The sequence below is a fragment of the Acinetobacter sp. KS-LM10 genome (assembly GCF_036896575.1).
GTDB lineage: Bacteria > Pseudomonadota > Gammaproteobacteria > Pseudomonadales > Moraxellaceae > Acinetobacter > Acinetobacter avistercoris.
Map to the genome: position 1 here is coordinate 829,991 of NZ_CP145906.1, position 12,722 is coordinate 842,712.

At 38.6% G+C, this 12,722-nt stretch carries 9 protein-coding genes; 3 read left to right on the forward strand and 6 right to left on the reverse strand.

Annotated elements, in window-relative coordinates:
• The first annotated feature begins 264 nt into the window (after positions 1 to 264).
• Complete coding sequence (locus V5M36_RS03690; protein WP_338562132.1) at positions 265 to 1,881, forward strand: inorganic phosphate transporter; 1,617 nt, start codon at positions 265 to 267, stop codon at positions 1,879 to 1,881.
• 128 nt (positions 1,882 to 2,009) lie between these two features.
• Here V5M36_RS03690 and V5M36_RS03695 read toward each other — a convergent pair whose 3' ends face one another.
• The 4 genes from V5M36_RS03695 to V5M36_RS03710 all read right to left on the reverse strand — a co-directional run bounded on the left by V5M36_RS03695 (position 2,010) and on the right by V5M36_RS03710 (position 7,211).
• Positions 2,010 to 3,560, reverse strand: a complete 1,551-nt coding sequence (locus tag V5M36_RS03695; protein WP_338562136.1) for a hypothetical protein — start codon at positions 3,558 to 3,560, stop codon at positions 2,010 to 2,012.
• 164 nt (positions 3,561 to 3,724) lie between these two features.
• Positions 3,725 to 4,744: an SUMF1/EgtB/PvdO family nonheme iron enzyme gene (locus V5M36_RS03700; RefSeq protein ID WP_338562138.1), complete on the reverse strand. Its 1,020-nt coding sequence runs from the start codon at positions 4,742 to 4,744 to the stop codon at positions 3,725 to 3,727.
• A complete protein-coding gene (locus tag V5M36_RS03705) occupies positions 4,744 to 6,426 on the reverse strand; it encodes an arylsulfatase (RefSeq protein ID WP_338562140.1) in 1,683 nt (560 codons plus the stop codon). The genes V5M36_RS03700 and V5M36_RS03705 overlap by 1 nt, the downstream gene beginning before the upstream one ends.
• A 167-nt stretch (positions 6,427 to 6,593) precedes the next feature.
• The gene (locus V5M36_RS03710; RefSeq protein ID WP_338562143.1) at positions 6,594 to 7,211 is read right to left on the reverse strand and encodes a rhomboid family intramembrane serine protease; all 618 of its coding nucleotides are present in this window, start codon (positions 7,209 to 7,211) and stop codon (positions 6,594 to 6,596) included.
• 159 nt (positions 7,212 to 7,370) lie between these two features.
• Here V5M36_RS03710 and nfuA point away from each other — a divergent pair, with 159 nt between their 5' ends.
• Together nfuA and V5M36_RS03720 are read left to right on the forward strand one after the other, a co-directional pair.
• Positions 7,371 to 8,009, forward strand: a complete 639-nt coding sequence (gene nfuA / locus V5M36_RS03715) for a Fe-S biogenesis protein NfuA (RefSeq protein ID WP_338562146.1) — start codon at positions 7,371 to 7,373, stop codon at positions 8,007 to 8,009.
• Positions 8,010 to 8,185: 176 nt separating this feature from the next.
• Complete coding sequence (locus tag V5M36_RS03720) at positions 8,186 to 10,240, forward strand: TonB-dependent receptor domain-containing protein (RefSeq protein ID WP_338562148.1); 2,055 nt, start codon at positions 8,186 to 8,188, stop codon at positions 10,238 to 10,240.
• A 249-nt stretch (positions 10,241 to 10,489) separates the two neighbouring features.
• Here V5M36_RS03720 and V5M36_RS03725 read toward each other — a convergent pair whose 3' ends face one another.
• A complete protein-coding gene (locus V5M36_RS03725) occupies positions 10,490 to 11,494 on the reverse strand; it encodes a hypothetical protein (RefSeq protein WP_445206324.1) in 1,005 nt (334 codons plus the stop codon).
• A 23-nt stretch (positions 11,495 to 11,517) separates the two neighbouring features.
• On the reverse strand, positions 11,518 to 12,534 hold the full coding sequence (locus V5M36_RS03730; protein ID WP_338562153.1) for an alpha/beta fold hydrolase: 1,017 nt from the start codon (positions 12,532 to 12,534) through the stop codon (positions 11,518 to 11,520).
• Positions 12,535 to 12,722: the final 188 nt, after the last annotated feature.

Here is a 12,722-nt window from a genome sequence, read left to right on the forward strand (position 1 = left end):
TCATTAGAATTTGTGATGAAATATTTGAGAAATGTTACAGAATTATTTCATTTATATTGTTCAGCGAGTTTTCTAAATTTTAAAAAAGGATAATTTATTAAGTAATTGAATTATATTAGCTAAAACTAAAAAAAAATTGGTCTTTTGATCAGAAAATCAAAATAAAGCCTCAAATAGATGCTTTGTATGGCAGCGTCTTGTCATATAATTGTAATAATTAAACTAAACAATAAGGGGATATTCTTATCCTCTTTGCCTGCTTGCATGAATTCTAACCCATCTCCAGATTCAGAACTACATTCGGCGCAAGTCTCGTCGACTAACGTTCATGTGCCGACACCGAAATTTTTTATGCCGGTGTTTTTAACACTGATTATTTCCACACTCATTTATATTGGCTTCCAATTGGTGGCTGATTTATCTCTTGTTCCATCATTAAGTTTGTATGCAGTGGTTTTGCTGGCGACAGCATTATTCCTAGCATTGGGTTTCGAGTTTGTAAATGGTTTCCATGACACAGCCAATGCCGTTGCAACCGTAATTTATACCAATGCCTTATCCGCACCCGTGGCGGTGATGTGGTGTGGCTTTTGTAATTTCTTAGGGGTAATGGTCGCAAGTGGTGCAGTCGCTTACGGCATTATCGCATTACTCCCTGTTGAATTGATTATGAATGTCGGTTCAGGCGCTGGTTTTGCCATGGTATTTGCTATGCTGATCGCTGCGATTACGTGGAACTTAGGGACTTGGTTCTTTGGTATTCCTGCTTCAAGTTCGCATACTTTAATCGGTTCGATTTTAGGTGTGGGCATCATGAACTACATTCTTAACGCTGGAAGCGGTGCGAGTGGTGTTGATATGGAGCAGGTTTTAAAAGTAGGTAAAGCATTATTATTCTCGCCATTGATCGGTTTTGCTTTTGCAGCTGTATTGTTCTTGTTGGTGAAAAAAATCTTCAAGAAACAAGTTGAGCTGTTTCAGCCACCTGAAGGGAATAAACCACCACCGCCATTGATTCGTGCAATTTTGATTTTCACCTGTACAGGTGTAAGTTTTGCGCATGGTTCAAATGATGGTCAAAAAGGAATGGGCTTAATTATGCTTATTCTGATTGGTTGTGTGCCTTTGGCTTATTCTTTAAATAAGAATCTAGACGAGAAACATCTTCAGTCTTTTGAGCAATTATCAGCTCAAACGGCGAGTGTTATTTATCCGAATCATGCTGATATTCCGGATGCTGAAGCACGTGAAGTATTGACACAGTATATTCAAACCAAAGAAATTACGCCTGCTGTCGTGCCTGCATTGGCGAGCATGACAGATCACTTGGGTGATCGTGTAAGTGTTCATGGTTCATTGAAAAATATTCCAGAAGTTGAAGTCTCTTCTTTACGTAATGATATGTATTTAAGTTCAACTGCGTTTAAGCGTTTGGATAAAGCTGAAGCTTTACCTGCGATGACAGTTGCACAAGAAAAAGTGGTCGATGACTACCGCGATAATATGGATTCATTTCTTCAATATATTCCAACTTGGGTAAAAGTTGCTGTAGCACTTGCACTGGGTCTAGGAACAATGGTGGGTTGGAAACGTATTGTTGTGACTGTAGGTGAGCGTATTGGTAAGCAACACATGACTTATGGTCAAGGGATGTCTGCGGAACTCGTTGCAATGACGACGATTGCTGCTGCTGATGGTTTTGGTATGCCAGTGTCGACGACGCATGTATTGAACAGTGCTGTTGCAGGTACGATGGTTGCCAATAAATCTGGTTTGAATTTCCAGATGGTTCGTACGATTCTATCTGCATGGATCTTCACCTTACCAGCAACGATCTGTTTATCAGGTGGTTTATTCTGGTTGTTCTTAAAAGTATTTTAAGCGCATGGTGAATTAAAAAAACGCTGCAATTGCAGCGTTTTTTTTGTTTTGAATTTTGAGTTAATTGACTCTAATTAAGCATGATCTCGATCTTTATATGGCTTAGATAATAGAGGCATTAACAAGGATCATGATTTCTTAATTAAACTCAAAATTTTCTTTAGGGGCAATTTTTCTTCTGCAAAACCGTATAAGGCAGCAAAGGGAAGTGCAGTGCGCGCAAGATAAGCCACACGCCATAATCCGCCATGATTTGCTCCTTCCATCATCAACTCTAAAGGATGGTCCATAACACGTTCTGGATTGGCAATCGACTCAGGATTACGCAGGTCGTGAATCCATAGCGCAGCCATGATCGCATTGGTGGTTTCAGGTTCAAATGCTTCAACACCAAACAAACTCGCACCATTAAATGCGGCTTTCAATAATGGATTTTTTGTGACTGAACGTGTGGTGGTCGATGGCGCGATATTGATACTTACATGCTGTCCTTGATGACGTGCCAACGTTGCACGCCACTGCTGTATACGCTTAGCCAAGGCATAGTTTGGGCCTTGCTCGACCACTAAACAATCTGCAATACCATAAGCTTTTCCTTCCTGAGAAGGGACTGGGCAATGTAAATTCTTTCGGAAAAAATACTTTAGACTGATTGCTTCGATGCTTTGACTGATTAATTTTTCAGAACGAGAACGCGCTTTGAAATTTTCTTCAGAAGCCTCGATCACTTCGAATGGAACAGCATATACATCCGTTGGCGTACACATATACATCAGGCTTGAGTCAGGTTTATGCTGACTGACATATTGCATAATACTGTCCATCGCCATAGATACTCGCACGTGTTTTTCACCATCTAAATAGGCGATTGCAGCGAGATCGAGCGCATGATTTTGCTTCATTAACCACTGTGCAATTTCAGGTGTTTGCGTAAGTAAATTGGCACCTAATTTTTCTTTTAAATGTGTTGAAGCAAGACTATTGTCAATTTTTTCCAGTGATGGTGCAATGAGTGTTGCATTGCCATTTTTAATTGTGGTTAATATTTTATCCCAAACATTTGGATTTGGCAGATCGAGCGCAATGATATTGGCTTTCCATTTGGCTAACCATGTTAATGGTCCCGCTTCAGAGCCTGCACCAAATAACACCATAGTACGGTCTGAAAGATCAAACCATTCAGGGTGCGCAATCACAGTTTTTAACGCATCTGCATGACTCGCTTCAATAATTCCGTTATCTAGCCAGCTTTGGATTTGCTCAACTAAAGCCTGACCTTGCAGACGTTGACCTTTATAAGGAACATACCACTCTGGAGCTGCTTCACTTTCTCCTTTTAACTTCACACTATGTAATGGCGTTAATGGCAAATCCATCATGTCTTTCAATGCATATTTCTTATCGTTGCGATAAAACTCAAAGGTTTGGTGTGCTTTATCCAAACCATGTTGAGCGATCGCAATCGCGTGTTCAGGATTGGCGATACCATTTTCAACCAAGGCTTTAAAATGAACAGGATAGTTTTTCCGCCAATTTTTTTCATGAAGTACGTTCAAGGATGCTTGATGATTTACGGTAGACAAGGCCTCAGCCAAAATAGCTTGTCCTGTTTTAGAGCTACTTGGCTTATGCGTATGAGGAAGACTGGGAAATTGAAGACCCTCTAAATGATTAGACATGCAAAAACTCTCAAGATTGATCATCATTAATATATAGATGTATACATTATCGATGCCAAGTTCAGATTTGTGCTGACATTTACTACCAGAATTGTAGGTTCCTGCAACAATGAAAATGCATAGCCAGTTCTCAATTTTTCTCAAATTGCATTGAGAATAATGGTTTATGGTCTCAAAACGGTACGGAATCCTACGTGGCTGGTGGCTAAATCTAATTCTTGTGGATGTCGGCTACTACTTCTATAACGGGCACAGTAATCATTTGCGCATAAATAAGAGCCGCCTTTAATCACAAAATTTTGAGGCTTGTTTTGCTGTTGTCGTAAGGATTGATAATTCCCCATATGTTGATCATGTGCGCCTTGATAAATTGAACTGGTCCATTCCCAAACATTTCCAATTTGATCGTATAAACCAAATACATTGGGCGGGAAACATCCAACAGGCGCAACACTTTCAAATTGATCTTGTTTGGTATTCTTAAATGGAAATTCACCTTGCCAGTAGTTTGCGAGTGGACGGTGCTGATGATCTAAAGGTGCTTGATGTAAAGGAGTATCTTGAGAATCGCCAGCTTTGGCTGCATATTCCCATTCTATTTCTGAGGCTAAATCACGCCCTAACCAAAGCGCATAATGCTCGGCATCATTTTTAGTCACAAAACGGACAGGCTCGTTGCTTTGTGCGGGAGGTGTTTTGGGTCCATTCGGATAACGCCATGTATATCCAGATTTGAGCTGCCACCATTGATGTGGTGAAGCTGAGTTTGGACTGAAAACAGCAGCTTGATTTTGCTTCTCTGCATCTGTGACATACTTTGTAGCATCGATAAAACTTTGAAATTGAGCCACGGTCACTTCAGTTCGATCTATCCAGAAACCCTTGACTGATCTTTGTTTTTGCCCAAAGTTGATCTCGTCAGGATAAGCAATATCGGAACCTAAGTTAAAAGAGCCAGAAGGGAGTTGAACCATACCAGCCGTTTTTACATTAAGCCATTTTTCGGGTAAGCCTGAATAATGTTGACAGTTCGCTAAGCTGCCCAGTTGAATCTCTTTTTCAATGCTGTTCTTGCTTTGCGTGTCATTTTTTATACTTTTATTTGGATCAGTGACATGGTTGCAGCCTGCTGTGAGCAGACTGCAAACGATGAAGCTGAGGACTTTGGGGGATGAATATTGCATTAAGGCGTATATTCCTGAACACCATTTTTCTTCACATAGTCTTGATAGACCTGAATAATTTCTCTGACTTTTTCAGGATTTTCTTTGGCTAGATTTTGAGTTTCACCACGATCATTCTTGAGGTTGAAGAGTTCCCAAGAACCAGAATGAGGTGATACTTTTTGATTGAATGCGATTTTCCAATCCCCCAAACGGGCATATTTGTTGCCATGCAATTCATCTGCAAATTGAAAATTTTCAGGACGTATAGTTCGAGCTGAATTTTCTAATACAGCTTTCCAAGAATAACCACTTGGCGTATTGATCACACGACCTATATATTCTCCATGTGGAACAGCAATGTTGGCATAGTCGAGTATGGTTGGAAATACATCGAGTACTGAAGCAAAGCTTGGGTGGATTGCCTTTGCCTGCGTTTGATGTGGATATTTAACAATCGCAGGGGCAGTGGTTGCACCCTCGGCTGCTGTGTCTTTCCATAAGTGAAAAGGTGCTGCACTCACTTCAGCCCAGCGTGGTCCAATAAAGTGGTAAGAGGTTTCAGTACCGACATTGGCGAGTGAGTTGTCAAAACCGGATTCAGATCCATAAGGGCTACGGATAAAACCTTCAGCACCATTGTCAGAAACAAAGAAAATTAAAGTATTTTCATATTGTCCTGTGCTTTTTAAATATTGAATCACTCGACCGATATTATCATCTAAATTTTCTACCATACCTGCATAGACTTCCATTCTACGCGCCTCTAATGCTTTTTGACTGGTGTTGAGTTCGTTCCATTTGCCATATTGTTGTGGCGTGTTTTGAGTGTCTAAAGGTACAGCGGGTATGAAATCGGCAGGAATAATGCCTAATTTTTTTTGCTGTGCGATGCGGTTTTCACGGATCACATCATAACCCACATCATATACGCCTTTATATTTATTACGATATTCAACGGGCGCTTGAATAGGCCAGTGCGGTGCGGTATATGCAGCATAAGCAAAGAATGGTTTTCCAGAGTTCTGATTGCTTTTTAAATAGCCTAATAATTTGTCTGTAAAGTAGTTGGTTGAGTAGAAATCATCAGGAAGTGACGAGATAGGCACGATTTTACCATCTTCGGTATACGTGGCGTTGCGTTTAAAAGCACTAGGCGCATATTTGAAATTATGATCTAAGCCTTGTAATAAGGTAAAAGAATGATCAAAGCCTTTGGCATGCGCATTGGTCTCTGGGGTCAAGCCCAAATGCCACTTTCCACTGATAAAAGTTTGATAGCCGTGATCTTTTAAGACTTCAGCAATGGACAGCGAACGGTCATTTAAAAATCCTTCATACCCTGGTTGTCCTTTTAGGTGGGCAGGTGTCAGCTCTGCCATTGCCCCAATACCAGCGAGATGATGATCTGTACCAGAAATCAGTTGCGAGCGTGTGGGAGAACAGGTGGGCGCAGTATGATAATCACTGAGGATTCGACCATCGCTCGCTAATGCATCTAAATGGGGAGTCCGGATTTCACTACCAAAAGCACCTAGGTCTGAATAGCCTAAATCATCCGCCATAATCACCAGTACGTTGGGCTGCCCTTGAGGTTCAATAGGTTTAGCATTGGATAGGTTTGAATCATCATTATTACAAGCCGTTAAATTGATGCCTAATAAAAATAAAGTAATACTCAGTTTGAGTCGGTGATTTTTCATAATGTATGATTTTTCTAAAAATTTTGCACAGACTAGCGTGCAATTTTTCATTATAAAAATATTAAAAATTGAAAAAATAATCTTAAAATAAGCTATGGAATCGTTAAACATTAAAAAAGCCCATAGGATGGACTTTTTTAATCAATATCATGAGAATTTTACAATGATTAGAAGGGCAACTGTGCCAACTTACTGAGGAAATGTGGAATCAAACGCGGTTCAATAATGATAGTCATGATCACACCATAAGCTGCACCCCAAAGATGAGCACTATGGTTCACATTGGAATTATTACGTTTACCCGACCAGATGCTATATGCGACATAAAGTATGGCAAAAATAATGGCAGGAACGGGAATGAAAAATACAAAAATCAGTTTCCACGGTTCAAATAAAATATAGGCAAACAACACCGCTGAGACTGCACCAGATGCACCTAAGCTGGCCCAGTGTTGATCATTTTTATGCTTTAAATAACTAGGGATAATCGCAACGATTAGACCGCCTAAATAGAACAAAACAAAACCAAGTTCATATAAGTACTGTCGGTAAAAGCTCTCAATGATACTACCGAAGAAAAACAAGGTGATCATATTGAAGAGCAAATGCGTACCATCTGCATGGATAAAACCATGCGTAAAAAAACGGTCGTATTGACCCTTTTGTACAGCAGGCGGCCAAAAAATGAGACGATTCATTACATTTTGTTTGGAAAGTGCAATGAGTGAGATAATAACCGTGATGATGATTATCGTAACTGTATGATTAAAAGGTAAATCTAGCATCGAATATTTTTTCATTTTATCAATATTTGTACATCATAATGCCATTTTTTAAGACTTTAAGTAGTCTTTTGATATTAATTCCGACAATTTTAGTTGATTTTTTAATATTACCCCCGATCTTCAGTTAAAATAGATGCTTCAGCTTGAGGAAATATTGTTATGTCGACTGAGAACACCAGCACTGCAGTTGCTGAAGAAATTCCAAACTTATTGATTACGCCAACTGCGCAAGAGTATTTGTTTGATTTACTTGAAAAACAAAACACTCCTGGAATTGCAGTGCGCGTTTTTGTGGAACATGCAGGTACGCCACGCGCTGAGTGTTGTATGGCTTATAGTGCTCCAGACGAAATCGTAGCGACTGATTACAAGCAAGATTATCCGAATTTCGCAGCCTATATTGACTCACCATCTATTCCGTATTTATTAGATGCTGTGATTGATTACAATAAAGACCGCTTTGGTGGGCAATTAACCTTCCGTGCACCTAACTCTAAAGTTCCACGTGTCGGCCCTGATGCGTCGATCGAAGAACGCATTACCTATATTTTGCAGTCTGAAATTAACCCAGGCTTAGCAGGTCATGGTGGTAACTGTGCTTTGGTAGAAGTGGTAGAAGATGAAGAACATGGCTTAACCGCTGTACTTAAGTTTGGTGGTGGTTGCCAAGGTTGTTCAGCGATTGATGTCACTTTGAAGCAAGGTGTTGAAACGACGCTTCAACAACATATTCCTGAACTTAGACGTGTCGTTGACCAAACAGATCACACACAAGCTGAAGGCGCTTACTTTAAATAAGCCATTCTGTTTGTACTTAAAAGCCTCCTTTTGGGAGGTTTTTTTTAAGTTAAATATGAGATTTAATGTGAATATTAATGAGAATGATTGTTAATACTGTTTCGATATTTGTTATTAGTTGTTACACTATTCATCTAAAATTCAGAATCTCTCCTTAATTTTTTGAGCTCACACATATGAATTACAAGTGGATTAAATCAACCTTATCTTTAGCTGTATTGTCAGTGATTACGGGTATGGTTAATGCAGAAGAAACTGTCGCTAAAAATGAAGCAAAGTTAAAAACAATCGTTGTCACCGCAGCAGGGTATGAACAGGATGTTACGCAGGCGCCAGCAAGCATGACTGTAGTGACTCGTGAAGAGTTAGATAAGCGCCAATATAATGACATTACCGATGTACTCCGAAATACCCCAGGCGTTGTCATTTCTGGTGCTGGCTCAGCGCAAACGATCAGTATTCGTGGGATGGGCTCTGACTACACATTATTCCTAATTAACGGTAAACGACAATTTTCTAAGGATGTGAATCCAAATGGTGACGACAGCGGATTCGAAAAAAATATTCTGCCTCCACTTGCTTCAATTGAGCGCATAGAGATTATTCGAGGTCCAGCGTCAACATTGTATGGAACAGATGCAATGGGTGGCGTAATCAATATTATTACTAAAAAAGTATCAGATGAGTGGTCTGGAAACTTCGAGGTGGGAACAGTTGTTCAAGATTCTGGTCAATCTGGTGATATAAAAGAAACATCAATCTATCTGGCCGGACCGCTGCTTGAAAATAAACTAGGTTTACAACTTGCGCTCAATAAGTCTGAACGTGATGAAGATAATTTTACCAATGGTTTTAGAGGTACAGAAAAAGAAAGTATTAACTCGCGTTTTACCTATGTCATCAACGATAAACATGATCTTGCGTTTGAAGCCAACTTTTTAAAACAAGAAAGTGAAACGACAATTGGTAAAACTGTTGCGATTGCAAAACCTGGCAGTAAGCAATCGGAAGGGAGTAAAGGCAGAAACTATAGAGATGTTTACAGTATTACTCACAATGGAGAATACTCTGATGTACTGAAAAGTACGTCCTATATACAATTTGAAAAATCAGAAAATCCAGATAGAAGTAATGGCATTACCAGCGGTATAGAATTAGAAACGTTAATTGCAAATAGCCAATGGGATTTTAACTTTGATCGTCATAAATTGATTTTGGGTAGTTATTATAAAGATGAAAGTCTTGTTGATAAGGCAACCAATCAGAACGATGCAATGCCAATCACAGCACTTGATCGTTGGGCATTCGCTCTATTTGCTGAAGACACATGGTCTTTAACTGATCGTTTTAATTTAACAGGCGGTATTCGTTATGATCATGATGAAAAATTTGAGGGTAACTTTTCACCTCGACTATATGGTGTCTATAATTTAAACGAAGCGTGGACATTTAAAGGTGGTGTTGCAACAGGCTATAAACAGCCAGATTTAAAGCAATCTTCAAGTGATGTACATTCTATTACAGGTAAGGGCAGTGCTTTCCTACGCGGAAATGACAATTTAAAACCTGAAAAATCTGTAACCTATGAATTGGCTACGGCATGGCATGGGGATCAATCTACCGCCACTTTAACTGCGTTCTATACAGATTTTAAAGATAAAATACAAGAAAATCGAATCTGTACCTCTCCAAATGGTAGTAACTCTGATGCGTCTACTTGGGCATGTGCCGATCCATATGGTCGCCTTGATGAAAGTGGTGATGTCAGAAAGTGGAATTTCTGGGGAGATCGTATTAATGTCGATGACTCAATTATGCAAGGGATTGAAGCGACATTTGAAACAGAGCTGGCAGACGGTGTTAATTTGAATGCAAATTATACTTTTACAGATACTGAGATTAAATCTGGTGAATTTAAAGGTAAACCATTAAATAAAATGCCTGAACATATGTTCAATTTAACAGTTGATTATCGTCTTACTGATGCATTAGATGTTTGGTCTCGACTGCATTATCGTAGTGAAACTTCTGAATATAAAGGTCGTTCAACGATTGAAGCATCGACACCTGGTTATGAGTTTTTAGATGTAGGTTTTAACTATGACTTTAATCCAAATCTTACGGGTAAATTTGGAGTCTATAATTTACTTAATGAACGAGTTGAAAATGCGTCTGGTAATTTAGAGTTAGATGGTCGTAGATATGGTATTAGCTTTGTTGCGAAATTCTAATCTTTAATTTCCATCCATAAATTTCGAATTACTTATAAAAAAGCCGCTTAAGCGGCTTTTTTATTCAGGTTTTAATTAAAAACAGTTTTAATAAACTTCTTTCAAAACGCATTATTCACTCCACACACTCATCGTGAATATTTCCTCATCCTAAGCTTTTCCGAAACGGAGAAGGAATTTTTACAAATCATTTTTTGCTAATAAATGATCATTTTGGGACTTATGAAAGAGATCTAATGAAGAGCAGTTTTAAGATTTATCATTTAAGATTGTTTGCGCAGAATCAGAATAATAAAACTTTTCTAAATAATAACGCGCACGTTGTTTTAAATGTTCAGATGAAATCATGGTTTGAATCACAGGTGCAAGTAACTGTTGTAATTCATTTTGAATTAAACTTTCATCGATATTAATGTCATTTAAAATAGCATCGAAATTACGTTCTTCATTGCGGATATACCATGCATAAATACCATCATGCACTTGGCGCTTCAAATAATCTGTTTGACGTATATGATCCCAAATCTCATGGCCCATTGCGACCGTTTGAGGCAGATCAGATACTTCGATATATTTTCGCATACTCGACAAAGGCACTTGTTTAATTTTATGCCATAAATTTGCTTGAAAATGATAAAGCTTGTTGTCATCGAACTGTTGGTTGATGACATGTTCGCTAAGCTGACTAATTTTTATAATATTTTTTTGCAAATAATGTTTAACGGTATCATCCAGATTGGAGTCAGTAACACTCTCTAAAACAGATTTTCCCATCTTCATAAAACGTCCGACACCAGGGACTTTTTTATTCATGACAGAATTATCGATGTAGTCTTGAATAGAGTGATGAATCAATTGCGTTAAAGTTGTAGAAAAGGCTGGATTATTCACCAGGCGTTTAATCAGTGCTTGGCGATGCCCACTTTTACTTGCGACATATTGTGCAATTTTATCAATCGTTTGTACCGGAATGACATCTTCTATTTTAGTGTCTTCGTTGGCGTTATGTGCTAACGCCAATCGAATATGATCTGCAATTTGTTCAATCAGAAAATCACTGGCAGGGGTAGCCAAAATTTGTTTATGTAATAGGTCATTGATCTGTGGAAATGACCAAAGCTGCTTAAGGGGCTGCTTACGAAACCATTGATAAAAACTTAAAAATTCAGTTTGGATCGTATTGGCTTGAGCAAATTCACAATCAAGAAACGCTAAATGAGCTTCAATCAATTGTTCAGTACGTGAGTCTTTCATCATGAATTTATATCTCTATAAACCTAAGGTTTAGGTTGAGTGGGTTGCTCAAGCTTTAGCGTATTTAAAAACTCAATATAATGTTGAGTCACGCGTTCAGGTGCTTCTATGATGGGTAAATGACCCACCTGATCCAAAATCACTGGTTGACGTGCATGTTTTAGAGATGTCTTTAAATCTGTTGCGACCTCAACATTCACGATCTGATCTTGCTTACCCCATAGAATAAAAGTCGGGGCTTCAATATTTTTCAGCATAGCGGCAAAAGTATTGATTGAATAGAGTTTATTCATATCAAGCAGATGAGTGATCAATTTTGCTGTGTCTAAAGAGTGAGAGATCATCAGTTTTTCTTGCTGCTTTTTGATCACTGACGGGATAAAAGGTGGATTGTACATAATTTTGTTCATGACAAAATTTAAATCCCCTGGCTGAGCAACCACCAATTGTTTTAGATAAGCAGGATTGTTCAAATATGAGGTTTGGTTGTGTTTAAATAAGCCGCCAGCACTGATTAAAAATAGACTTTCGGTATCAAAATTGTATTTAGATGCATACAGTAAAGCGATTGAACCACCCACTGAATGTCCCGCAATGTGTAGATTGTTTTGAATATTGGCTGTTTCTACAAACCTGCGTAATTGTTCAGTGATATGGGGTAAAGTCATTTCAAAATTTTTAGCAGTTTTGGTGTTTCCGCTACCAGGAAGGTCTGGGATAATCACATGATATTGCTTAGATAACTGATGAGCGACTAGATTCCACGTATCTCGACTATTGCCAATGCCATGAATTAACAATAATGTCGGTTTATTGGCTTGTCCACCTTCGCTATAGCTCCAAACCACATCACCCACTCTTAAGGTTTTAGTACTTAAACCTGCCCATGCGCGCTCTTCTTGTAAAACTTTTTGATAATCGACAAATTCAACTGGATTAGATGCATGTGATGATTGAAACAACATGAAGCCACTTAGACTGATTGCCAAAACAGCCGTGGTCATAAACTTAACAAAAGCAGGGAGCTGGAAAAAATACATTCATGCTGATCCAAAAAAGTTGCTGGGTATTATAGGGAGAGCTTATGGATTATTCATCTTGAAAATCGTGACAGCATCTGTCTGATAACTAAAATTGATTACTTTTGACGCACTATTGGCTTTAAGATAAAACAACTCAATCACATTAATTTTTAAAACACTTTATAAAACGAATGTTTAAGGCGAAA

Bases quoted from the DNA above. Each gene is read 5' to 3' on its own strand.
- V5M36_RS03690 (WP_338562132.1), top strand. From the start codon at position 265: ATGAATTCTAACCCATCTCCAGATTCAGAACTACATTCGGCGCAAGTC.
- V5M36_RS03695 (WP_338562136.1), bottom strand. From the start codon at position 3,560: ATGTCTAATCATTTAGAGGGTCTTCAATTTCCCAGTCTTCCTCATACG.
- V5M36_RS03700 (WP_338562138.1), bottom strand. From the start codon at position 4,744: ATGCAATATTCATCCCCCAAAGTCCTCAGCTTCATCGTTTGCAGTCTG.
- V5M36_RS03705 (WP_338562140.1), bottom strand. From the start codon at position 6,426: ATGAAAAATCACCGACTCAAACTGAGTATTACTTTATTTTTATTAGGC.
- V5M36_RS03710 (WP_338562143.1), bottom strand. From the start codon at position 7,211: ATGCTAGATTTACCTTTTAATCATACAGTTACGATAATCATCATCACG.
- nfuA (WP_338562146.1), top strand. From the start codon at position 7,371: ATGTCGACTGAGAACACCAGCACTGCAGTTGCTGAAGAAATTCCAAAC.
- V5M36_RS03720 (WP_338562148.1), top strand. From the start codon at position 8,186: ATGAATTACAAGTGGATTAAATCAACCTTATCTTTAGCTGTATTGTCA.
- V5M36_RS03725 (WP_445206324.1), bottom strand. From the start codon at position 11,494: ATGAAAGACTCACGTACTGAACAATTGATTGAAGCTCATTTAGCGTTT.
- V5M36_RS03730 (WP_338562153.1), bottom strand. From the start codon at position 12,534: ATGTATTTTTTCCAGCTCCCTGCTTTTGTTAAGTTTATGACCACGGCT.